We start from the raw sequence: 21,622 nt of genomic DNA on the forward strand, positions 1-21,622 counted from the left end.
GAATAGCTTCCTTCTTTGAATTTGCTAACAGACACTAAAGCAGTGCAGTGTGAAGATATTAAGCGATAACAGCCACTTCTTCAAGCGTCTCTTGCAGTGCGCGGATAAACTTCTCGTTTTGCTCTTGGCTGCCCACCGTAACGCGGAGCATGGTCGGCATACCCCAACCCGGATCGTGGCGCACGATTACACCCTTGCGAAGCATGGCCTCGAACACTTGGCCTCCCGGACGCTCTACATCAACCATAATAAAGTTGCCGTGTGCAGGATAGTAATTCAGCTTCATTTGATCAAATTGAGCCGATAAGTACTTAATGCCAGCCGCATTGGCTTGACGGCAATCCTCTATAAACTGCTCATCTGCAAGAGCGGCTAAAGCAGCTTTTTGCGCAAAGCTTGTTGTATTGAACGGCTCGCGAACTTGATTGATCGATTTAATCACATCTGGATGACCGATACCGTAACCGATGCGAAGAGAAGCCAATCCGTAAATTTTAGAGAAGGTGCGAAGACTGATGACATTTTTGTATTGCTTGATAAGACCGATGCTGTCAGGGTATTCACCGCTCACGTTGTATTCCGCATAAGCTTCGTCCAGCACGATCAGCACATGAGGCGGAACGGCATTAATAAAGTCAACCACCTCTTGATGGGAATGCATCGTTCCTGTAGGATTGTTAGGGTTGCACAGCCAAATAATTTTGGTACGTTCATTGACCTTGGCCAACATGCCCTTCAGGTCCTGAAACCCGTCGATGCAAGGCACTTCTATACAAACAGCTCCCTCAATCTCGGCATTGTGCTTGTATTGCGGGAAGGTAGGCGTAGCCATGATAGTTTCATCACCCGGTACGAAAAAGGCGCGGGCCAGCATCAAAATGATTTCGTCAGACCCCGCTCCGAAAATAACCTGGTTCGTTTCTACTCCGAAATGGTCTGCTACCGCCTTCGTCAGATCAACGGCTCCGCCGTCCGGATAAATGCTCGTTTGATCGAGCAGCGAGAGGATTGCCTCTTTTACTTTAGGAGAAGACCCGAACGGATTTTCGTTAGAAGCCAGCTTGATGACTTCCGTCAAGCCCAGTTCACGCTTTACTTCTTCCATAGGCTTGCCCGGTTTGTAGACCGGCAGATGGACAATGTTTTTCTTAGGTTGCACTTTAGGGTCACCTCATTCAAAGTAATAATCCAATTATGGCAAGTGCGTGCTCCGATTGAACACGCTCGCTATTTGTTGCTTCCTATCAATTTTCTCACAACTATGAAAAAAAGAAAAGTTTTATATTAAGTCGCATCACCAAAAAAATACCCCCGCCGATCCTAATGATCGCGAGGGTCCTGCTTTATCCAATTAACTGGGTTACGAAGTTATGAATTTGCATAAGTGCCTGCGGCCGCGTCTCCTCCTGCTCAAATAAAGGAAGTGCCTCCTCTACCTGGCGGACCAGCGCGCTACCGACAACGATGCCGTCACAAATCCCGGCGAATCTTGCAAACTGCTCATGCGTCGAAACGCCAAAACCGATAGCGATAGGCAGCGAGGTCGACTCCTTCACCGTCTTCAGGAAATCGTCAATTCCGCTGTGAAACTCGGTTCTTGTACCGGTAACTCCTAAGGAAGAAACACAGTAAACAAAGCCGGAGGCACGGGAGACGATTCGCTTGATACGGTCGTTGGATGTAGGTGCGACGAGTGGAATCAAATGAATACCGTGCTCGTCCGCCAGCTTACGTACCTCTGCGTCCTCTTCCATCGGCAGGTCGGGAATAATCATTCCGCTAATATCGCTCTCCTGCAATAGGGTGAAAATTTTGTTCAAGCCGAATTGCAACACGGGATTATAGTAAGTAAACAAGATGAACGGCAGCTCGCAGCCTTCGCTCCGTGCCTGTCTTGCCACTTGAATAACATCTTTAATGGAAACCTGATGCTTCTTCAGAGCCCGCATCGAAGAACGCTGAATGACCGGACCGTCCGCCAGCGGATCCGAATAAGGAACTCCCAGCTCCACCATGCTGGCACCGGACTTCTCCAGTTGCTTAATAATATCAACCGAAGTCTTCAGGTCCGGATCGCCAATCGATAAAAAAGGAATAAAGGCCGGCTGCTTCCGTTCTTTCAGTTCCGCAAATGTACGATCAATGCGATTCATGAACAGCACCTCCCAAATAGCCCATAATCGCTTCTACGTCCTTATCTCCGCGGCCGGACAAGCTGACGACGATGACTTCGTCTTTGCCCATCGTTGGAGCCACCTTCATCGCTTGAGCGATGGCATGAGCGCTTTCCAGGGCCGGAATAATGCCTTCCGTACGGCTCAACAGCTGCAAAGCGTCCAACGCTTCCTTGTCCGTGATCGGATAGTACTCCGCACGTTTGGAATCTTTAAGATAAGCATGCTCAGGACCGATACCAGGATAGTCCAGACCGGCGGAGATGGAATGCGCCTCCTGTACTTGTCCGTATTCATCCTGCAGCAAGTAGCTCATCGAGCCTTGGAACACCCCATGGCTGCCCAGGGTCATGGTTGCGGCATGCTCCTTCGTGTCGATTCCGCGGCCAGCCGCTTCGGCGCCAATCAAGCGTACGCCTTCATCCTGCACGAACGGATAGAAGATCCCGATGGCGTTGCTTCCGCCTCCTACTGCAGCAATGACCGCATTAGGCAGCTTGCCTTCCAGCTCAAGTATTTGCTTGCGGGCTTCATCTCCGATAATGCGTTGGAAATCGCGAACCATCATCGGATACGGATGCGGTCCCGTTGCAGACCCAAGGATATAGAAGGTATCGTCAACATGGCTAACCCAGTAGCGAAGCGTTTCGTTGCATGCGTCCTTCAGCGTGCGGGTACCGGATGTTACCGGTACGACTTCCGTACCCAGCAGGTTCATCCGGAACACATTAAGCTGCTGACGCTTCATATCCTCTTCACCCATGAATACCTTACACTCGTAGCCCAGCAGAGCGGCAACCGTTGCTGTAGCAACGCCGTGCTGACCCGCTCCGGTCTCGGCGATCAGCTTCTTCTTGCCCATCCATTTGGCCAAGAGTCCTTGACCCAATGAATTGTTAATTTTATGGGCTCCGGTATGATTCAAATCCTCGCGCTTCAGGTATACTTTGGCTCCGCCCAAGTGAGCGGATAAGCGCTCGGCATAGTAAAGGGAGGTTGGCCGGCCCGAATACCGGTGCAGCAAATAGGTCAATTCCTGCTGAAATTTCTCTTCCTTCACATATTTCTTATATGCTTCTTCCAATTCAATCAACGCGTTCATTAACGTTTCGGGAACGTAGCGTCCCCCAAACTTCCCAAATCGCCCATGCTCATCTGGTACGTTATACACGATGCTTCACCCTTTCGACAAAGCTGGTTATTTTTGCAATATCCTTTACGCCTTCCGTCTCTACACCGCTGGATACGTCTACTCCGTCAGGCGTATAAGCGTCCAGCAGCTCTCCTACGTTATCTGCATGCAGCCCGCCGGCCACAAGCAAGGGGACTCCCGCCGATCGGCTCCATTCCTGGTAGGGCGGGATGGTCTCCCAAGCAAATGTTTTGCCTGATCCGCCGCCATACACAGGATCAAACGTATCCAGCAAGATGGCATCCACAACATCCTTGAACGGATCAAGCTGCGCCGCAATGACATCCTTAGAGCTCTGAGGACTCTCATGCTCATCCCCTTGCCGGACATTCGTTACGGATACAACTTTCCACAGGCGGATTCCAGGGAATACATTCTTAATCCAACGGCATTCCTCCGGGGTTTCATGTCCGTGAAGCTGCAATATATCGAGCGGAGCCTCCTTCAGAACGTCAGCCAGCTCCTCCCTTGACGGGTTAACTAGCACACCCACAGTCAGAGGAGCCGCTTTTCCGGAAGACTTCCAATCCGTTATGACACGAATCAATTCTCCTGCCTGCTGTGGAGTTACCTGACGCTTGCTCTTGGCAAAAAGAAAGCCGATGTGATCTATCGGCAAATGCAGGATGGATTGAACGGTTTGCACATCCTTCAACCCGCATATTTTTACGCTTGTCATGACTGTTTTACCCCTTTACGGCAGCATTTCCCATCAAGTCATGCACAGCCTGCTCAACGATTGGCTGACGCATGAAATGTTCTCCTACCAGCACCGCTTTCGCGCCGATCGATTGCAAATATTCAATTTCTGACGGTTGCGAGATGCCGCTCTCACTTACAATCGTTACATCCTTTGGAATAAAGGAGATCAGCTCCTCCGTCGTCTTCAGATCCGTTACGAAGGTCTTCAAATTGCGGTTATTAATTCCGATCAATGTTGCGTCCAAGGTCAGCACACGGTCCAGCTCTTCCTTATCATGAACCTCGACCAGTACATCCAAACCGAGGTCTTTGGCCGTTTCTGAAAACTGCTTAAGCTGTTCAGTTGTTAAAATGGCCGCTATTAACAGGATAGCATCGGCTCCGATGCAGCGGGCTTCGTAGATTTGATGGAGGTCAATGGTAAAGTCCTTTCTTAACAAAGGAAGCTTCACGGATTGTCTTACCCTGCTCAAATACTCATTGGAGCCCTGAAAATAGTCTACATCGGTTAATACCGATAAGCAATCGGCCCCTGCTCTCTCATATGCCTGAGCCAGCTGTACGGGCTCAAAATCACTGCGGATCAACCCTTTGGATGGCGATGCCTTCTTCACCTCAGCAATGAGCCCCATAGGACGTTTGCGGCCTTGAGCCAGTGCTTGCTCAAAGCCCAGGCAAGGGGGCAGCGCGGCAATGCGCTGCTCCATTTGGGCTATCGTTACAGTTTGCTTCAATGCTTCAACTTCCTGTACTTTAGTTGCTACGATTTTATCAAGAAACATGTCTGATTTCTCCCGTAAATTGGACTAGTTCCTGCAATTTATTCAAAGCCTGACGCGAATCGATCACATGAGCCGCATACTTCACGCCCTCTTGCAGCGTAGAGCATTTGCCTGTCACGTAGAAGCATGCCCCTGCATTGGCAAGCACGATATCGCGGCAAGCGCCTGTTGCGCCATGGAACACACTGCGAATGATTTCTGCATTGGTCGCCGCATCTCCGCCGACCACCTCTTTGATGCTGTAGCTTTTAAGTCCGAGCAAATCCGGCGTTACCTCGTAAGTAAATATATCCTCGTCCTTCAGCTCCGTCACCTGCGTTGCGTCGGAAATGCTGATTTCGTCCAAGCCGTCGAGACTGGCTACGACCAGCGAACGCTTCACACCCAAGGCTCTCATGACATGAGCCATCGTTTCCGTTTTGCCGCGGTCGAATATACCCAGCACTTGACGATCGGCGCCCGCAGGGTTCGTCAGCGGCCCGAGAAGGTTGAATACTGTGCGGAAGCCCAGCTCCCTGCGCGGAAGCGCCGCATGCTTCATCGATTGATGGTACTTCTGCGCAAACATGAAGCAGATCCCTACTTCTTCCAGACATTTCGCGGCATACTCCTGGTCCAGATCAATATTGACGCCCAGTGCCTCCAGCACATCCGCGCTGCCGCTCTTGCTCGACATCGCCCGGTTGCCGTGCTTGGCAACCCGAATTCCGCCTGCAGCCGCAACAATAGCCGCTGTGGTCGATATATTGAACGTATCGGCTCCATCTCCGCCAGTACCGCAAGTATCCAGTAATTGAGTACGTTCCGTCCGTACATGGTTCGCCTTCAATCTCATCGCTTCGGCAAACCCGGTAATCTCCTCGATCGTTTCCCCCTTCATTCTAAGCGAAGTGAGAAAACCTCCGATCTGAGCCGGTGTCGCCAGGCCATCCATAATATCGGACATTACGTCTCTGGCCTCTGAACGCGTCAAATGCTGAGCATTAATGATTTGTTGTATCGCTTGTTGAACCGTAACCTTTTTTTCCATGTGAACTGCCTCCCCATAATTTCATTAGCAGCCGACAATGACCCCGAAGCCCTCCGGCTGGCAGAGTAATAGATTAATAGTAGTCGTGGTTAATGACTGCATGAGCATACGATTTCTGCGAAAAAACAACCTCTGCCGTGCGAATGGATTTCAGCATCCCCTTCGCTTTGTTGACAGTCTCCTGATATTCGCTTTCCGCCACGGAATCCCATACGATACCCGCTCCTGCTTGAACGTAGGCTTTTCCATTTTTGAAAATAATCGTACGGATCGTTATGCATGTGTCCATATTGCCGGAAAAGCCCAAATAACCAATAGCTCCGGCATAGGCGCCTCTCGCCTCATTTTCCACTTCCGCAATGATCTCCATTGCTCTCAGCTTGGGTGCTCCGGATACGGTTCCTGCCGGTAAGCAGGAAATAAAGGCATCGAAGAAATCTTTATCCTTCGCGATTTTACCGGATACGTTCGATACAATGTGCATCACATGAGAATAGCGTTCCACCTGCATGAGGGTATCGCAATGCACGCTCCCGAACTCGGATACGCGTCCGATGTCGTTGCGTCCCAGGTCCACGAGCATCAAATGCTCGGCGCGTTCCTTCTCATCGGCCAGCAGCTCGATTTCGTAGGCTTGGTCCTGCTCAGGTGTCGCTCCACGCGGGCGTGTTCCAGCGATTGGCCGTGTCTCGACCTTCTCGTCCTCCACGCGAACCAGCAGCTCAGGGGAAGTACCTACGATAACTTCATCGTCCATCTTCAGACAGTACATATAAGGCGACGGGTTCATCGTTCTCAAGATCCGGTACACATGAAGCGGAGATACATCGGTCTCGATCTCAAACCGCTGGGACAGCACCACTTGAAAAATGTCTCCCGCACGAATGTACTCCTTGGCTTTCTCCACGTTTGCAATAAACTGCTCTTTCGTTACGTTCGACTTCAGCTCGCCAAGCTCCACTTCTTCGGGAATTTGCTGCTGAGCCATGGAGAATACAGGCAGCGGACGCTTCAAGCGCTCCATCGTTTCATCAATTTTGGCACAAGTGGTCTCATAAGCAGCCGCAATCTCCGCATCTGAACCATGCTGGGGAACATGAACGTTCGCGATGACTTTGATCTGCTGTTTGAAATGATCGAATACGATAACTTGATCGCAAAACATGAACTGGATATCGTTCATTTGCAGATCATCTACCCGGTGCGCAGGCAGCTTTTCATAATATTGCAGCAAATCATAACCGAAAAATCCAACCGCTCCGCCGGTAAAGCGGGGCAAATCAGGAAGCGACGGGCTGGAATAAGCCCGCAGATAGCCTTTCAATACTTCGATCGGCTTTTCCAGTGAATGCTTCGTTTCGTTCTGGCTCTCGATCTGGGTTACACCATTTTTGGCAGTAATCATAAGGAAGGGATCCGTGCCGATAAAGGAATATCGGGCCCATTTCACTCCACCCTCAACGCTTTCCAGCAGAAATGCGCGTTTCTCCTGATAAAAGTGCTGGAATACGCGAATCGGCGTCTCGGTGTCCGCCATAAGCGTCCGTACGACCGGAATCAAATTATACTGGCGGGATAGTCGAATAACTTCCTTAAGCTCTGGTGTATACATCCTACTCTCTCCTCTTCTCATCTCAAATCAACAACATGTCAGATATAAACAAAAAAACCTCTACGTCAAAGTAGAGGTTGGTTTCGCAGATGATCATAACCGTAGTCCTGTGCCAATAAAAGGCAACATAAAATAAAGTGCAATATCAAACGCACGGGACTATTGCAATACGCTCGGCTCTTACTCAACTCTGCTCAAACTATACTGAACTCTACTCTGCTCTTAACTGTTCTAAATCACTACTGTAACTATACTATGGCTTTTATGCTTTTGTCAATTTCGATAAATCAGGACGAAGGCGCATAGCCTCTTTCAAGTAGACATGCACAATCTCATCCTGTCTTTTCTCCGTATTGGCCATCACCATCAAACGGATGCACTTTGGCAGACTGCCTTCAACCGGCACCTCAAGCGAGCACATCAACGGTACAAGCTCCCAGCCCGGAAGCTGACGAATGGCTACAGCCGGGAATGTTGTGGTGAGATCATTGGTCACCGTGATAAACACACACGCGATTTCCTCAGGGAGTATTCCGTTTTCTGCAATAATTTGCTGCAGCAGTTCTCTTGTTGCCGTCAATACTTCATTCTTCTCGTCATGTTCAACTGTTGTCGCACCGCGAATTCCCCGAACTAGCATGAATTTATGCCTCCTGTTTCAATTGCTCCACGACTTCTCTTACGTCAGCCGCAGATACCGATTTGTTGATTTCAACCTTGCCGATCTCCGTAGGAATGATAAATACCATCGTTCCTTCTTGAAATTTTTTGTCATGCATCATAGCGCGCATGATTTCATCCGTGTCCAAATGGGCCGGTAACCGGGTCGGAAGACCGAACTTTTGTAAAATACGCTTGGTCACTGTATAGATATGCTCCGGATTACCGAGCTTAACAGCCAGCTTGGCAGCTCCAACCATTCCGATCGAAATGGCTTCCCCGTGATGCAGCTCATTGTAGCTCGCAACGGCTTCTAACGCATGGCCGATCGTATGCCCGAGATTCAGAATAGCCCGAAGACCGTTCTCCGTCTCATCCTGGGACACGACATAGGCTTTCACCTTACAGCCCTCGTACAAGCCGTACTGCAAAGCCTCTTGGTCCAAGGAAACCAGCTTCTCAGCGTTTTCTTCCAGCCATGCTGTGAACCCGGCATCCCAGATAAGGCCATGCTTGATCATTTCCGACAAGCCTTCTCTGACGTCGCGATCCGGCAGGGTCTTGAGGGTGGCCGTATCATAGATAACCATCTCTGGCTGATGAAACGCGCCGATTATGTTCTTCGCCAACGGATGATTAACGGCCACCTTGCCGCCGACGCTGCTGTCATGTGCCAGAATGGTTGTCGGAATCTGAATAAAGCGAACTCCGCGCATATAGCTTGCGGCTACGAAGCCGGCCAAATCACCAACGACGCCGCCTCCCAGGGCGATGACGGAAGACTTGCGGTCCAGTCCCGCCTCCAAGGCCGTTGCTACGACCTCCTCCAGGACGCTTAGTGACTTGGACTTCTCTCCGGCAGCTACAACGTGAGTGGCAACCTTATATCCCGCCTCCTGGATCTTCTTCACGACAGGCTCCAGATGAAACTTGGCTACATTCGAATCCGTCACGAGCAGCAGAGGGGAAGCATTACTGAGTTTATGCTTGATGAATAACTCACCGACTTGATCCAATATACCTTCCCCGATATAAATCGGATACGAACGTTCCCCTAAATCTACCGTAAGCTCTCTCACCGGTTTCACGCTCCGCTTCTAATAGCTTTTTACTTGCTCCATGAAGCTATTGTAGTTATTACGGATCTCTTCAAGCGAGTCTCCGCCGAATTTATCCAGGAACGCATTGGCAACTTCCCATGCGATAATGTTCTCCATAATGACGCCGGCTGCTGCGACTGCACAAGTATCGGAACGCTCCACCTGTGCGGTAAACGCTTCTTTCGTATCGATATCCACACTCTGCAGAGCTTTGTATAACGTCGAAATCGGCTTCATCACGCCGCGAACCACGATAGGCTCACCGGTTGTCATGCCGCCCTCAAAGCCGCCTGCCCGGTTGGATGCGCGATAAAATCCTCTCTCTTCATTATACATAATCTCATCATGTACTTTGGAGCCTCTCAGCTTCGCCGCTTCAAACCCGATACCGATCTCGCAGCCCTTGAAGGCCTGAATCGACAATACCGCCTGCGCGATGCGTCCATCCAGCTTGCGGTCCCACTGTACGTGGCTTCCCAAGCCAACGGGAACCCCCTCAATGATACACTCCACGATACCGCCCAGCGTATCGCCATCCTCTTTGGCCGCGTCGATCGCAGCGATCATTTGCGCTTCCGCATCCTTGTCCACTACGCGCAAAGGAGATTCTTCCGTAATACGAATCAGCTCATCGATCGGTAGCTCCTGACGCTTCACTTCAATTTCACCGATACGGATGACCTGGCTTGCTACCTTAATGCCGAATGCGGACAAAAGCTGACGTGCAACGGCACCGGTGGCAACGCGCATGGTCGTTTCTCTGGCGCTCGACCGCTCCAGGATATTGCGCAGATCCTTCTGATTATATTTCAATCCGCCGTTCAAATCCGCATGACCGGGACGAGGACGGTTTACGCGGCGCTTCGTTTCATCATTGCCTTCAATAGGCTCGATATTCATGACCGAGGTCCAGTGCTTCCAGTCCTTATTTTCAACCACTAAAGCGATAGGCGCACCTGTAGTTTTGCCATGTCTTACGCCACCGACGATGTTAGCGGTGTCCTGTTCAATTTGCATGCGGCGTCCGCGGCCGTAGCCTTTTTGACGCCGGGCCAGCTGAAAGTTCACCTCTTCGAAGTCTATGGTCACGTTGCTCGGAAAGCCTTCAATAATCGCAGTCAGCTGCGGGCCGTGGGTTTCCCCTGCCGTTAAATATCTCACACTCGTTTTCCCCTTTCATCCTGTAACCCAAAAAAGCACGGCACCGTTCGGCACGCTTTAGCGCTTTTATGTACTCCATCATGTGCTAATTATAGTATAGGTGTCACGGTTTGACAAGAAAACGGCATCAAATCGCCATATATCGTTCTTTACTGTGACGAATGATCAAATGGGCATAAAATCAAAAAAAGAAGCGCTGCGACAGCTTACAAGCCGCGCTAGCGCCTCTTCCCCTATATTTATCGGATTGCGTAACAACCTAACCGTTAACAGGCTGCCTTTTCAATGGTCTCGGCATTTCGTTCAGTTCAGGATCATCTACCATTCCCATCACCTGCAATGAATCGATTCCCAATATTTGAGCGCATTCCTGTATCGTAATAAAACCTCTCCGGTATGCCATGATCACTTTTCTTTTATCCATCGGGCCCTCCTGCAAGTAGTTGTCCATGTTTTTCAGTATTGGAAGGGATGGAAGAAGATATACATCCGAAGTTAGGTTTATCCCTTTTTCCGGTAAAAAAACGTTTCGGCGGATTCCAGCTCGTATTGGCCCGGAGAAAAAATTTGCTCGGTGCTGCCTACGAACAATATGCCGCCCGGCTTTAGGGCATTCGCGAATTTATGATACAATAAGTGCTTCGCTTCCTCAGTAAAATAAATCATCACATTGCGGCAAATAATCAGATCAAACTGCGTATCGAACGTATCGGTCAGCAGGTTTTGCTTTTGAAAGCGCACCTCGCGCTTCAATTCCTCGGTAATGGAGAACGTTAAGTTCTCTTGTTTATAATACTTGTTCAAATAATGGCTCGGAACGTCCCGAACCGAACGGTCGGAGTATATGGCGCTTTTCGCCTTGGCCAGCGCTCCCTCATCGAGATCGGTAGCCAGCAGATGGGCATCCTTCAACGCATTGAGCTCGGCCAGAATCATAGCCAGCGTATACGGCTCCTCACCGGTTGAACAGGCGGCGCTCCAGCATTTGAGCTTCCGGCTTTTGCGAAGCATATCGGGCAGGAACGTCTTCTCCAATACCTCCCACCGGTTCGGATTGCGCCAAAATTCGGAAACATTGATCGTCATCCGGTCCAGGAACTCATAGAACAGCTCTTTATCCTTTGTCATTGCCTCAAAGAAAGCAACGAAGGTGTTGTGCCCCTTCTTCATTCTTAGGGTCGTTAAGCGCCGTTTCATCTGGGCTTCCTTATACTGCGACAAATCAATGGATGTGTAATCTTTGACCTTTTTTATAAATAAAAGAAAATCTTGATCCTCCATGCGGCTATCCCCATCCTAGATCCACTGTTGTATCACTTTGGTGTAATTCACCAATTCGTGCTCCCCGAAGAAATTAGCAATTTCTCTTTCCGCGTTTTCCGGCGAGTCGGACCCGTGAATCAGATTATAATTCGTATGTACTGCGAAATCGCTCCGGATTGTTCCAGGGGCTGCATCCAGCGCGCTGGTCTTGCCGATCATGGCTCTTGAGAGCGCAACCACTTGATCGCCTTCCCAAACCATGGCAAAGACAGGTCCGGAGGTTATAAAGGTGACTAGTCTGTCGTAAAAATCTTTCCCCTTATGCTCTGCGTAATGGAGCTCTGCCAGCTCAGCCGATACCTGCATCAGCTTCGCTCCAACCAGTTGAAACCCTTTTTGCTCAAATCGTTTGACAATTTCTCCAATGAGACCGCGTTGAATGCCGTCTGGCTTTACCATTAAAAAGGTGCGTTCCATGATCAAATTCCTCCTTTACACCCAATATATCACATATTTCGTCATCTGATAAATGTTCTTAATAGGAGCGGTTCCCTATAAAATGGGCAACGCCGATCAAATCCTTCTTGGCCTGAATGTCAGGCAGGTCCTTCAGCTGCATTATCGCTTTATCAATATATCGATTGGCCAGCTGTTCGGCTTGCTTAATTCCTCTGCTATTACGGATCATGTGGATAAAATACTGTATGTCCGTCTGACCATCGGCCTCCTGTATTCGTTTCAGCTCGCTGAGCAGAGGCGCACGCAGCTCCGGCTCCCGCAAGGCGAAAATAACGGGAAGCGTAATATTCCCCTGGCGAATGTCGCTGCCCGGCGGCTTGCCCAGCTCCTTCTCCGTCCCGATCAAATCAAGCAAATCATCTCTTATCTGAAAGGTCATCCCCACATTATAGCCGAAAGAGTATAAGCGGTTGGACAGCTTCTCATCTGCCCCCGCCGCGATAGCTCCAAGCTGGCAGCTGATGGCTATGAGCAAGGCGGTTTTCCTCCGGATTCGCAGCAAGTACTCGCGTACGGTTTGATCCGGATTGAAGAAGAAGCGGATTTGCTCCATCTCCCCTATGCTCATTTCCACTATTGCTTTGGACAAAATTTGATGGATTTTGGGGTTCTCCAGCTTCGTAGCTACGGCCAATGCCTTGGCAAATATGTAATCCCCGGTATACATCGCGACGCGATTGTCCCATTTGGACCGGACCGTCAGCTGTCCCCTCCGGGTCAACGCATCGTCAATCACATCATCGTGCACTAGCGACGCCATATGTATTAATTCCAGCGGAACGGCAACATGCTTGATGCGTTCCATATCGTAGGTTCCGAATTTGGCTCCGAGCAGAACAAAAATAGGCCGTATTCGTTTACCGCCAGCCTTTAATAGATGTACCGATGCTTCCCTGAGCAAGGCATGATCGGTATCGATACTTCGTTCAAGCTCTTTTTCTATGTACGAAATATCCTTTTTCATTTTTGTGTATAAATCTATCAGCTTCATTCCGTCACCTGTGTCAATAAATTATCGTTCCACAACTGGATTTGCACTTGCTTATTCAGAAAGCCTAGCTCCCAAGCATAACGATAGTACAATTGCAGCCCTGCCTGCTGCTCTGGTCCGAACTCATACGTTAAGGTGGAAAAGTACTGGCGCCAGTAGGAATCGGTACCGCCGATCAGCTGCCGCGCTTCCTGAACCAATGCAGTCAAATCATGCAACGATTTTCTCTTGCTTTCCATAAACGCCCGATAAATGCGGCTAACCAGCTCCGGCTTCTCTTGTACGACCTGCTTTCGAATGGCACAGACAGCGAAAGACATCCATTGTCCCGTCCATTTCGTCCACTCCTGCGCCAGGTCGGTAACCATATAGCCGTGATCTTCCCAGCTTTCCCGAATTGCATGATCCCCAATCAATAATGCTGCATCCGCAGATTTCATCATTTCCCCAAGCACAGGGGCCGCATAATGATAGTTAGGCTCCACTTGATAAAAACGATGCAAAATGATTTTCAACAAATTGACGGAAGAAGCTGAAGTCGTAGGTAAAGCGACAGGACTCCCGCCGAGCTCGCCCAGCGGTTTTCGATGAAACAGCAGAATTGATTTTACATCCCCGTAAGCACTGACCGACATATCCGGCAGCAGCATATATTCTTCAAAATGCTCGCCGTAGGCAAACGAGGAAATGGGACCGATATCGATCTCCCCCGCCGCCATGGCCGCATTTAATTGTGTCGGTACCTGCGTTATGAGCTCAACCTCCTGCTGAAGCTGCTCATACGGGAAATAATAAAACAAAGGCCATACATTAGTAAAGTCAATCCGGCCGATGCGGATCGGTTTGTTCACGCTGCTCATCCGTCATCCCCCATCTTCTGTACAATTCATGATCAATATCCATATTGTCAAGAACTTTCCCCACCAAAAAGTCTACCATATCATTAAGCGTTTGGGGACCCTGATAAAACGCAGGCATGGCAGGAATGATTCGAACTCCCATCCGGGACAGCTTCAGCATATTTTCCAGATGAATCGTATGAAGCGGGGTTTCTCTCGGAACGATGATGAGCGTTCTGCCTTCCTTCAGCATGACATCCGCGGTACGCTCCAGCAAATTATCGGAAGCCCCGTGAGCGATTCCCGATAATGTACCCATCGAGCAGGGAATAATCACCATGCCGCTTGTTCTGAAAGAACCGCTCGCCGTGCTTGCCCCGATATCCTGGATCGGATTATAGGTATACTTGCCGGCCAATCCTCCGAAGTGGGACTCCAGCGTTTCCTTACGCTTCGTAACATCCCACCCCAGCTCTTCCTTTAATACTCGCCAGCCGGCATCGGTAATCAGAAGGTGCAAATCATACCCCCGATCCAGTAAAAACTTGCAAAGCCTAACCCCGTAGGCGGCTCCGCTAGCCCCTGTGATGCCAATGACCCATGGCTTGCTCATCGGCGAAGCACCACCAAATCAATGAGGGTAAACACGAACAAGGAGACGCTCAGTACACTGTTTAAGGTGAAGAACGCCGTGTTCAACCGGCTCAAATTTTTAGGAGTAACGATCTTGTGCTCATAGAACAATAGCCCGTTGGCGATGATAAGACCGGTCAAGTACACCCAGCTAAGGTCCGTCATCAGGAACAGGATCAGCAGGCCTACAGCGGTAACGACATGGAACCAGCGAGCGATCTTCAAGGCATTGGCGACTCCAAACCGGCTTGGAATGGAATGAAGCCCTTCTTCTTTATCAAATTCAGCATCCTGGCAAGCATAAATAATGTCAAAGCCTGCCACCCAAAAGGCGATAGCGACGTAAAAGATTAACGCGGACAACGTAACTCCGTTCGTTACAGCCACCCATCCGCCAAGAGGAGCTAATGCAATCGTGAAGCCCAGAATGATATGACACGCCCAGGTAAACCGTTTGGTATAAGAGTAAAAGACCAGGAAAAAGACCGCAATCGGCAGCAGCTTCATCGATAACGAGCTCAAGTTCGCCGTAGCCCAAAACAATAATGTGAATGAAATCACAATAAAGACAATAGCTTCTTTGGAAGAAATGAGTCCAGCCGGAATCGCTCTTGCAGCAGTTCTAGGATTGCGACCATCGAACACCTTGTCGATAACCCGATTAAGCCCCATTGCAGCGCTTCTCGCTCCAATCATTGCCAGGATAATCCAACCGATTTGCCCCCAGCCGGGCAGCTTTTGAAAAATGACAACCGATCCGACCAGCGCTCCCATAAAAGCAAACGGGAGAGCAAACAAGGTATGCTCGATTTTGATCATTTCCATAAAAATTTTCGTTTTTTTCCACAACATAGTTTGTACCACTCCCATTTCTTATTCCGCTTCGTTCTTCTTGATGCCGATATGAAGTGCTGCAATGCCTCCGGTCAGCGGATAAGCTTGTACATGGGTCAACCCTGTTTTTCTGAAAATATCAGCCAGCTGTTTATGATCAGGAAAATGAATCAATGATTCCGGCAGCCATTTGTACTGCTCATATCGCTTAGCTATCAACTTCCCGAGCATTGGTAAAATATTTTGAAAATAAAAATAATAAAGACCTTTAAATGGCTGCCATGTCGGCTTGGAAAGCTCCAGTGATACAACCATTCCCCCTGGCTTGACCACTCTTTGCATTTCCTCAATGACCTTCACCAGATCGGGTACGTTCCTTAGGGCGAAGCCGATGGTAGCGTAGTCGAAGGAATTATCCTCGAATGGCAGCTCCATTGCATTCCCTCGAACCAAGGTGATCTGTTTATCCAACCCGGCCTCGCGAACCTTCTTCCCACCAAAATCAAGCATGTTCTGACTGAAATCCAGACCGACCATTTTGCCCGTTCCGCTCGCCTGCGCCAGGCTGATAGTCCAGTCGCAAGTGCCGCAGCATAGATCAATCGCCGTGCTCCCGGGCTTTACGTTCATTTTATTCATGGTAAACTTTCGCCAGGCCTTATGCCTTCGGAAGCTTAGAATGTCGTTCATCAAATCATACTTATGAGCAATGCTTTCAAATACGGAATGAACAAATTCCTCTTTGGATTTTGCTTTGGACTGCACAATATTCACCTCATATTTCTTCCAGCGCTTTAGGTGTCGAGAGGTAACGCATAAACGGCTCGCCAATGGAGAGAAGCTCCTTGCCCAACTCCTTCGATTCCAGCGTCTGCAGCTTGTCTTGCAGCTGTTTCATGCATACATTCAGCATTTGATAAAGCTGCGGAGTAATTTTATATTTGAGCCAAATGGACCTGAGCTTGGAGAAGTCAGGCTCATCGGCTTGCATATGCTTGCATTCTTCCTTGGTCGCCTGCTGAAGAATATGCCAATATCCCCAGCTGTCCCGGTACTGCTGTGCCGTCTCCGACCGGGATATCTCTTGCAAAATGACTTCACATTGCGTGAACAGACTCAAGATTTCAGGCCATGCGCTATGAAGCGAATCCTCCATTAAACCGGCAAATGCCATGTAAAGCCGGGTGCGGACCTCCACCACCTGGTTTATGTAATCGTCAGCCGTCATTTTCAGCTGCTTCATCAACTGATACAAATTCAACTTCAGGCGGTTCACTTCGCAAATCGCATTCGATAAAACACCGACCAGGTTAACCTGCTCCGCATGGGAGAGTAAATAATAAAAACGGCCGCTGAAATAGTCGCCGGCCAGCACTTTCAGCTGCCTTGACCTTGCCGCTTTCATCTCCTTGTCATTATTCGTAATACTCACTAAATCATGGGTGTCCATCCCGATCTGAACCAGAGACGTGACCAAGCTGAAAAGCTCGCTATAGCCCGACAAAGTACTGTGCCTGCTTAAAAACGCATACAACAACCGCGTACGAAATTCTGGAAAATGCGGCAAGTCCGTGTGGGCCTGGATCATGTCGTACTCCATATATTTTCGGGCCATTTCCGGGATCCGATAAGAATTCATAGTTAGCCTCCGAACCATTGCAAAGAATCGCAATAAAACAATCTAAATTATTATAGCACAATACGCATATTCGCGCACAATACCCTGTCTTAACTTTTTACTTGAAAACGATCCTGCCACTTCGCCGTATAGGTCACTCGAAAATGGGATTGCAGATACTGCTCCATTTCTTCCGTACTTTGCGTGCTGATGGGCAGCTCGCTCGGCAGCCATTTCTCTCTTCTCGCTTCCTCAGCGATTAACAGGGAGGTACTCTGCTTCCCCTCGGCAGAACCGTCCAATACCCGGATCAATACCTGATTCAGATTGGTAGAGCTGCGAAACAGATGCCGCGGCAGCTCATACAGATCTTGAACGATCTCCTTCTTATCTGTTGCCGGAGAAGCGAACAGATCTATCGAGATAATCGCATGGGTCATCTCGACCTTGCGGATACGAAGATGCAGCTGCGCTTTGCTTAGTACATCGACGACATTCGATTCCGATACGGGCTGGGCCTTCACCGTATGAAACATAGGCAGACTCCACTTGCTCTCGAGCTGTGGAAGAACGGATAGGCCGGCTGCAAGGCCCATGGATAGTACAATGGTGATCAGAAGACGGGTGAACCATTTCATCGGACAATATCCTCCTTCGCACTTCTTGCGATTGCTTGGCCGAGATCCCTCTTCTTCATTGTACAACGAAAAAAAGCAGGCTATGCCTGCGAAAACTGAAAAATTATTCCTCCGTGTCCATCACGCCGTGTTTCGTCATGACAACCGCTTTCCCGCGGATCTTCACCGCCGAGGTATGCGCGGTAAACTGGGCAATCATCACTTCACCCTTGTCCAGCTTTTCCGTGTGATGAAACTTGGTATCTTGTCCCCGAGTCAATCCGATGACCTGAACCCCGTTTTCTTTCGCTTTTATAATAAAATAATCCGCTTGGTTTGGATTCTCTTCCATCACGATCTTCCTTCCTGTCCTAACTATCTTACTAGTATGATGCAAAAAAATGTGAGCGATGTCAACTGGCAAGTACCGAAGCCGGTAAAATAGCCCCATAAAAGCGCAGCCTTGGCTTCGAAACGGATTCAGTCCTTTTGCGGGAAGCCCCGAAAATTTAAATGATATAAAAAAAGCCGCCTAATCAGGCAGCCATAGTCTCTTTGTTATACGATTTGTCTTGTTTGCCGCTATAGAAGCTCTTTATGCTGGCTGGCATCCACTTGGTTCCCAATCGAATCACAAGATCAGCCAGCTTCACAATGCCGTAGGCAAAGGCCATACCCGCGATAACATCCAGCACCCAATGAATCTGCAGATACATCGTGGAGAAAATAATCGATGCACAATAAGCGACCATCATATATTTGAAAATACGGTCCTTCTCCCGAAGGGCTAGCAGCAGCATCGCGAAGGAGATCGACGTATGCATGCTTGGGAAGCAGTTCATTACATTAACGAGAAGATCGTTCTCGGTCGCAAACGTCCTGCCCAGCAAATCGGGCTGTCCTTTTACCCACCATACTTCACGAAGCAAGATCAGGTTATAGAACGGCAAAATTAAAGGGAACTGCATTAAATGCCCCGACAGCGCATAAGAGAGCATCTTCTTAATGCTTTTTGTCCAAAAGCTGCGCACGATACAAATCCATAAGGAGAGCACAAAACCGTAGTTATACACCCATACCATCAGGTGATCCAGCTTAACTCGATGAAACGCCCTTGCCCATGCCCCGTCATTGAACGGAATGCTGTTCATCATTTGATCCCAGTTCCAAGGATGGCGGTTGTTCTCGAACATCCAGTTCGCAATTTTCCACCAGATACCGTTACCGGATCCGTAAAAATAATAAAAGATGCCTAGCAGCGGCAAGCCAAATACAAAAAAACGTTTCCAATCGACATCGATTTGGTCTTTACGGACACCAAGCAAGCAGATTAGCAACAGGACCCAGCATGCGGTACTCCAGCCACCCTCAACCCCGATGCGCCATACCAAAAAAATGGAGACGATGATTCCATACATGGTCCAGTCATTGGCAGCAAGCCAACTTTGTGCTCTTTCTTTCAATTCCAGCAATCCCCCTCGTGCAAATTAACGCTGCTGAATCAACTTCACCCAGTATACCAAATTCGGTATCGTCTTGCTTCATGAAATTTTAAACATCGCTTTCAATATTGCGCTGAAGCATCTCATGGCATACAAAAGAAAAAGACACCGATTTGACGATGTCTCTTCCATGGTCGGAGTAACACGATTCGAACGTGCGACCTCACCCACCCCAAGGGTGCGCGCTACCAGGCTGCGCCATACCCCGATTATCGTTGAAACAGTTATATTATATGATGGGAAACCATTCCTTGTAAAGGTTTGATGTAAAAAAACATCTGAATCTTTTGGATTCAGATGTTTTGTATTGGCACTGCATTATGTACAGAAACAGCCATTCTTATTGAATAACGTCTTTCAACGCTTTGCCAGGTTTGAATGCCGGGATTTTGCTGGATGGAATTTCGATCTCTTCGCCAGTTTGCGGGTTACGTCCTTTACGAGCGGAACGTTCACGAACTTCGAAGTTTCCGAATCCTACCAGCTGTACTTTATCCCCATTTTGAAGAGCCTCGGAAATAGCTTCAAAAACAGCCTCAACCGCTTTTGTCGCATCTTTCTTGGAAAGCTCGCTGGTTTCAGCAACCTTATTAATCAAATCGGATTTATTCATGCCATTCACCTCCCCCCAAATAAGTATCCAAAACGAACTTCACAAGAAGAACTAATACCGCAAGTGAAAGACGGCAGCTAGGTGCTATGGCCGTTACTCTCGAATTTACGCCATTAGCCGTTTGTCTTATTACTTCCTTTGTTAACTGAAAAGTCAGAAATTATACATAAAACAAGCGAAATCCTTGTAAATCAAGACTATAGTAATACACCCATGACACTTTTTCAAGTGAAAACAAAAAAATGCACCCTGTGGAGTGCATTTTAACAACATTTCTGTAATCTATGTCACAAAATAATGGCAATAAGTCCACCGGAGCCCTCGTTAATGATGCGGCCCAGTGTTTCCTGCAGCTTATAGCGGGCATTGTCCGGCATCATGGACAACTTCCCTTGGATGCCTTCACGAACGATCGAATGCAGCGACCTGCCGAATATATCGGACTCCCACATTTTGAGCGGGTTGTCCTCGAAGTCCTGCATCAGGTAGCGGACCAGCTCCTCACTCTGCTTCTCTGTACCGATGATCGGAGAGAACTCCGATTCCACATCGACACGAATCATATGAATCGATGGCGCTGTTGCTTTGAGCCGCACACCGAAGCGCGTGCCTTGACGGATCAGCTCAGGCTCTTCCAGGGCCATATCGGCAAGGGTAGGCGGAGCGATACCGTAGCCGGTCGTCTTCACCATCTCCAACGCTTCGGCAAAGTGGTCATATTCCCGCTTGGCATGGCTGAAATCCTGCATGAGCTGGAGCAGGTGGTCTTTCCCCCGGATCTCGACGCCAACAACCTCCATCAAGATGCGGTCATACAGCTCATCTGGAGCATACAAATCAATTTCGGCCACACCTTGACCCATATTCATGCCGGCAAGGGCTGCTTTATCAATAAATTCATACTCTTCGAAGTGGCTGACGACCCTATCGACATCACGAAGTCTGCGAATATCCTGAACAGTCTCCCTGACGGAATTTTCAAAATGGGAGCGCAGCCAGTGATTTTCCTCCAGCACCATGACCCAGCTAGGCAGATTGACGTTAACTTCGTGTACGGGGAATTCGTACAGCACTTCGCGGAGAACGGAAATCATATCGTCTTCGCTCATATTGGCTACACTCATGGCAACGACCGGGATGTCGTGCTGTGCTTGCAGCTCGTTTCTTAATTGCTGGGCCGCATCGCCGTTTGGTTTCGTGGAGTTCACGATAACAATGAACGGTTTGCCGACCTCCTTCAATTCAGAAATAATTCTCGCTTCCGCGTCTACATACGATGCACGGGGAATTTCGGCAATGGAGCCGTCCGTTGTGATGACGACCCCCAAGGTCGCATGCTCCTGAATGACCTTGCGTGTGCCAATCTCTGCCGCTTCCTGGAAAGGAATCGCTTCATCGAACCATGGCGTATTGATCATTCTCGGCCCGTTCTCATCCTCGTAGCCTTTAGCGCCTTCTACCACATAACCAACACAATCCACAAGACGAACATTGACATTCAGCCCTTCAGCAACGTGCAGCTGCACCGCATTATTCGGTACGAATTTCGGCTCCGTCGTCATAATGGTTCGGCCCGCAGCGCTTTGCGGAAGCTCATCCGTCGCCCGAATACGGTCTGCTTCATTCTGAATGTTAGGCAGAACGATCGATTCCATAAAGCGCTTGATAAACGTTGATTTCCCCGTACGGACCGCTCCAACGACCCCCAGGTAAATATCCCCGCCAGTACGCTCTGCAATGTCCTTAAAGATATCCACTTTTTCCAATGAGAATCCCTCCT

24 protein-coding genes and 1 tRNA gene are annotated in these 21,622 nt (G+C 49.1%); all 25 read right to left on the reverse strand.

Translation table 11 applies throughout. The annotated features are described in order from the left end of the window. Positions 1 to 58 precede the first annotated feature (58 nt). Positions 59 to 1,159: a histidinol-phosphate transaminase gene (gene hisC / locus B1728_RS13090; RefSeq protein ID WP_079910672.1), complete on the reverse strand. Its 1,101-nt coding sequence runs from the start codon at positions 1,157 to 1,159 to the stop codon at positions 59 to 61. Positions 1,160 to 1,343: 184 nt separating this feature from the next. Further along, positions 1,344 to 2,153 (reverse strand): tryptophan synthase subunit alpha, encoded by an 810-nt coding sequence (gene trpA / locus B1728_RS13095; RefSeq protein WP_079910673.1) that lies wholly within the window; start codon positions 2,151 to 2,153, stop codon positions 1,344 to 1,346. After that, positions 2,140 to 3,345, reverse strand: a complete 1,206-nt coding sequence (trpB, locus tag B1728_RS13100; protein WP_079910674.1) for a tryptophan synthase subunit beta — start codon at positions 3,343 to 3,345, stop codon at positions 2,140 to 2,142. Before trpB ends, trpA begins: the two co-directional genes overlap by 14 nt. After that, positions 3,338 to 4,045 carry a phosphoribosylanthranilate isomerase gene (locus B1728_RS13105; RefSeq protein ID WP_079910675.1) on the reverse strand — a complete coding sequence of 236 codons (708 nt, stop codon included), beginning with the start codon at positions 4,043 to 4,045 and terminating at the stop codon, positions 3,338 to 3,340. The genes trpB and B1728_RS13105 overlap by 8 nt, the downstream gene beginning before the upstream one ends. 7 nt (positions 4,046 to 4,052) lie before the next feature. Next, positions 4,053 to 4,850 (reverse strand): indole-3-glycerol phosphate synthase TrpC, encoded by a 798-nt coding sequence (trpC, locus tag B1728_RS13110; protein ID WP_079910676.1) that lies wholly within the window; start codon positions 4,848 to 4,850, stop codon positions 4,053 to 4,055. Then, positions 4,840 to 5,880 (reverse strand): anthranilate phosphoribosyltransferase, encoded by a 1,041-nt coding sequence (gene trpD, locus B1728_RS13115; protein WP_079910677.1) that lies wholly within the window; start codon positions 5,878 to 5,880, stop codon positions 4,840 to 4,842. Before trpD ends, trpC begins: the two co-directional genes overlap by 11 nt. Positions 5,881 to 5,953: 73 nt before the next feature. Further along, positions 5,954 to 7,492 (reverse strand): anthranilate synthase component I, encoded by a 1,539-nt coding sequence (gene trpE, locus B1728_RS13120; protein ID WP_079910678.1) that lies wholly within the window; start codon positions 7,490 to 7,492, stop codon positions 5,954 to 5,956. A gap of 262 nt (positions 7,493 to 7,754) precedes the next feature. Further along, complete coding sequence (gene aroH / locus B1728_RS13125; protein WP_079910679.1) at positions 7,755 to 8,132, reverse strand: chorismate mutase; 378 nt, start codon at positions 8,130 to 8,132, stop codon at positions 7,755 to 7,757. 4 nt (positions 8,133 to 8,136) lie between these two features. After that, the gene (gene aroB, locus B1728_RS13130) at positions 8,137 to 9,231 is read right to left on the reverse strand and encodes a 3-dehydroquinate synthase (RefSeq protein WP_079910680.1); all 1,095 of its coding nucleotides are present in this window, start codon (positions 9,229 to 9,231) and stop codon (positions 8,137 to 8,139) included. 18 nt (positions 9,232 to 9,249) lie between these two features. After that, on the reverse strand, positions 9,250 to 10,413 hold the full coding sequence (gene aroC / locus B1728_RS13135; protein ID WP_079910681.1) for a chorismate synthase: 1,164 nt from the start codon (positions 10,411 to 10,413) through the stop codon (positions 9,250 to 9,252). Between the two features lie 259 nt (positions 10,414 to 10,672). Next, positions 10,673 to 10,837, reverse strand: a complete 165-nt coding sequence (locus B1728_RS36265) for a hypothetical protein (protein WP_179136003.1) — start codon at positions 10,835 to 10,837, stop codon at positions 10,673 to 10,675. Positions 10,838 to 10,914: 77 nt separating this feature from the next. Then, positions 10,915 to 11,694, reverse strand: coding sequence for a CheR family methyltransferase (locus B1728_RS13140; RefSeq protein WP_079910682.1), 780 nt, complete (start codon positions 11,692 to 11,694; stop codon positions 10,915 to 10,917). Between the two features lie 15 nt (positions 11,695 to 11,709). Further along, positions 11,710 to 12,153 (reverse strand): nucleoside-diphosphate kinase, encoded by a 444-nt coding sequence (gene ndk / locus B1728_RS13145; protein WP_079910683.1) that lies wholly within the window; start codon positions 12,151 to 12,153, stop codon positions 11,710 to 11,712. A 58-nt stretch (positions 12,154 to 12,211) separates the two neighbouring features. Next, on the reverse strand, positions 12,212 to 13,186 hold the full coding sequence (gene hepT / locus B1728_RS13150) for a heptaprenyl diphosphate synthase component II (RefSeq protein ID WP_079910684.1): 975 nt from the start codon (positions 13,184 to 13,186) through the stop codon (positions 12,212 to 12,214). Next, positions 13,183 to 14,046, reverse strand: coding sequence for a menaquinone biosynthesis protein (locus tag B1728_RS13155; RefSeq protein WP_079910685.1), 864 nt, complete (start codon positions 14,044 to 14,046; stop codon positions 13,183 to 13,185). Before B1728_RS13155 ends, hepT begins: the two co-directional genes overlap by 4 nt. Next, positions 14,006 to 14,638: a UbiX family flavin prenyltransferase gene (locus B1728_RS13160; protein ID WP_079910686.1), complete on the reverse strand. Its 633-nt coding sequence runs from the start codon at positions 14,636 to 14,638 to the stop codon at positions 14,006 to 14,008. Before B1728_RS13160 ends, B1728_RS13155 begins: the two co-directional genes overlap by 41 nt. Continuing rightward, positions 14,635 to 15,507 (reverse strand): UbiA-like polyprenyltransferase, encoded by an 873-nt coding sequence (locus B1728_RS13165; RefSeq protein WP_079911045.1) that lies wholly within the window; start codon positions 15,505 to 15,507, stop codon positions 14,635 to 14,637. Before B1728_RS13165 ends, B1728_RS13160 begins: the two co-directional genes overlap by 4 nt. A gap of 24 nt (positions 15,508 to 15,531) precedes the next feature. Beyond that, on the reverse strand, positions 15,532 to 16,257 hold the full coding sequence (locus B1728_RS13170) for a demethylmenaquinone methyltransferase (protein ID WP_483310977.1): 726 nt from the start codon (positions 16,255 to 16,257) through the stop codon (positions 15,532 to 15,534). Between the two features lie 10 nt (positions 16,258 to 16,267). Then, a complete protein-coding gene (locus B1728_RS13175; RefSeq protein ID WP_079910688.1) occupies positions 16,268 to 17,131 on the reverse strand; it encodes a heptaprenyl diphosphate synthase component 1 in 864 nt (287 codons plus the stop codon). A gap of 89 nt (positions 17,132 to 17,220) precedes the next feature. Next, positions 17,221 to 17,748: a hypothetical protein gene (locus tag B1728_RS13180; RefSeq protein ID WP_079910689.1), complete on the reverse strand. Its 528-nt coding sequence runs from the start codon at positions 17,746 to 17,748 to the stop codon at positions 17,221 to 17,223. Between the two features lie 103 nt (positions 17,749 to 17,851). Beyond that, the gene (mtrB, locus tag B1728_RS13185) at positions 17,852 to 18,079 is read right to left on the reverse strand and encodes a trp RNA-binding attenuation protein MtrB (protein ID WP_079910690.1); all 228 of its coding nucleotides are present in this window, start codon (positions 18,077 to 18,079) and stop codon (positions 17,852 to 17,854) included. A gap of 184 nt (positions 18,080 to 18,263) precedes the next feature. Further along, positions 18,264 to 19,190 carry a phosphatase PAP2 family protein gene (locus B1728_RS13190; protein WP_225948519.1) on the reverse strand — a complete coding sequence of 309 codons (927 nt, stop codon included), beginning with the start codon at positions 19,188 to 19,190 and terminating at the stop codon, positions 18,264 to 18,266. Between the two features lie 170 nt (positions 19,191 to 19,360). Continuing rightward, a tRNA-Pro gene (locus tag B1728_RS13195) sits at positions 19,361 to 19,437 on the reverse strand. 132 nt (positions 19,438 to 19,569) lie between these two features. Next, positions 19,570 to 19,842, reverse strand: a complete 273-nt coding sequence (locus tag B1728_RS13200; protein WP_079910691.1) for an HU family DNA-binding protein — start codon at positions 19,840 to 19,842, stop codon at positions 19,570 to 19,572. A gap of 287 nt (positions 19,843 to 20,129) precedes the next feature. Beyond that, positions 20,130 to 21,608: a stage IV sporulation protein A gene (spoIVA, locus tag B1728_RS13205; protein WP_079910692.1), complete on the reverse strand. Its 1,479-nt coding sequence runs from the start codon at positions 21,606 to 21,608 to the stop codon at positions 20,130 to 20,132. Positions 21,609 to 21,622: the final 14 nt, after the last annotated feature.

The organism is Paenibacillus sp. 32352, assembly GCF_002042965.1.
Taxonomy (GTDB): Bacteria; Bacillota; Bacilli; order Paenibacillales; family NBRC-103111; genus Paenibacillus_S; species Paenibacillus_S vulneris.

Excerpts from the sequence above, each read along its gene's own strand:
- trpA (WP_079910673.1), bottom strand. The coding sequence starts at position 2,153 with ATGAATCGCATTGATCGTACATTTGCGGAACTGAAAGAACGGAAGCAG.
- B1728_RS13105 (WP_079910675.1), bottom strand. The coding sequence starts at position 4,045 with ATGACAAGCGTAAAAATATGCGGGTTGAAGGATGTGCAAACCGTTCAA.
- trpC (WP_079910676.1), bottom strand. The coding sequence starts at position 4,850 with ATGTTTCTTGATAAAATCGTAGCAACTAAAGTACAGGAAGTTGAAGCA.
- trpD (WP_079910677.1), bottom strand. The coding sequence starts at position 5,880 with ATGGAAAAAAAGGTTACGGTTCAACAAGCGATACAACAAATCATTAAT.
- trpE (WP_079910678.1), bottom strand. The coding sequence starts at position 7,492 with ATGTATACACCAGAGCTTAAGGAAGTTATTCGACTATCCCGCCAGTAT.
- aroH (WP_079910679.1), bottom strand. The coding sequence starts at position 8,132 with ATGCTAGTTCGGGGAATTCGCGGTGCGACAACAGTTGAACATGACGAG.
- B1728_RS36265 (WP_179136003.1), bottom strand. The coding sequence starts at position 10,837 with ATGGATAAAAGAAAAGTGATCATGGCATACCGGAGAGGTTTTATTACG.
- B1728_RS13140 (WP_079910682.1), bottom strand. The coding sequence starts at position 11,694 with ATGGAGGATCAAGATTTTCTTTTATTTATAAAAAAGGTCAAAGATTAC.
- ndk (WP_079910683.1), bottom strand. The coding sequence starts at position 12,153 with ATGGAACGCACCTTTTTAATGGTAAAGCCAGACGGCATTCAACGCGGT.
- hepT (WP_079910684.1), bottom strand. The coding sequence starts at position 13,186 with ATGAAGCTGATAGATTTATACACAAAAATGAAAAAGGATATTTCGTAC.
- B1728_RS13155 (WP_079910685.1), bottom strand. The coding sequence starts at position 14,046 with ATGAGCAGCGTGAACAAACCGATCCGCATCGGCCGGATTGACTTTACT.
- B1728_RS13160 (WP_079910686.1), bottom strand. The coding sequence starts at position 14,638 with ATGAGCAAGCCATGGGTCATTGGCATCACAGGGGCTAGCGGAGCCGCC.
- B1728_RS13175 (WP_079910688.1), bottom strand. The coding sequence starts at position 17,131 with ATGAATTCTTATCGGATCCCGGAAATGGCCCGAAAATATATGGAGTAC.
- B1728_RS13180 (WP_079910689.1), bottom strand. The coding sequence starts at position 17,748 with ATGAAATGGTTCACCCGTCTTCTGATCACCATTGTACTATCCATGGGC.
- mtrB (WP_079910690.1), bottom strand. The coding sequence starts at position 18,079 with ATGGAAGAGAATCCAAACCAAGCGGATTATTTTATTATAAAAGCGAAA.
- B1728_RS13200 (WP_079910691.1), bottom strand. The coding sequence starts at position 19,842 with ATGAATAAATCCGATTTGATTAATAAGGTTGCTGAAACCAGCGAGCTT.